Here is a 612-nt window from a genome sequence, read left to right as displayed (position 1 = left end):
ATCGGACGCGGTCAGGAACCGTCTGTTTATCCTGACGACGTCACCTTTGAGTTTGGCAAAGCCATCGTGCATGCCGTAGGCCGCGACGTGACGCTGATTGCCACCGGCAGCATGCTGCACCCGACCCTGGAAGCCGCCAAAGCACTGACCGAAAGCGGTCTTGCGGTCGGCGTGATCGACATGCACACCCTCAAGCCCATCGACCGCGAGGCGATCGTGAACGCTGCCGCTGGAACGAACCTGCTGATCACCGTGGAAGAGCACAACGTGCTCGGCGGACTGGGGGGCGCTGTGGCCGAAGTGCTGGCCGATGAGGGCGCCGGTGTGCGTCTGATTCGCCATGGCATTCATGACGAATACAGCCTTATTGCGCCGCCGACCCATCTCTATCGGCATTACCGGCTGGACGCGGCAGGCATCGAAGCGGTGACCCGCGAGGCCTTGGCCAACGTTTCAGGCAAGGAGCAGCGCCATGTCGGCTAATCAAGCGTGGTATGCCCGTGCCGAAAAAGTGCTGCCAGGTGGTCATCTCAGTCCCAGCCGCAAGCTTGGACAACCCTATGCGTTCGTTCGCGCAGAAGGGGCGTATCTCTTCGACGCCGACGGTCATCG

General features: G+C 61.9%; 1 protein-coding gene. It reads left to right on the top strand.

The window, feature by feature from the left end; translation table 11 throughout:
* Positions 1-483, top strand: a 483-nt coding sequence (locus tag ACWKWE_RS29220; protein WP_483852488.1) for a transketolase C-terminal domain-containing protein, incomplete at its 5' end; no start/stop codon positions are given.
* Between the last annotated feature and the right edge of the window lie 129 nt (positions 484-612).

The organism is Pseudomonas salicis (assembly GCF_057128705.1).
This window is presented reverse-complemented; position numbering and strand designations above follow the sequence as displayed.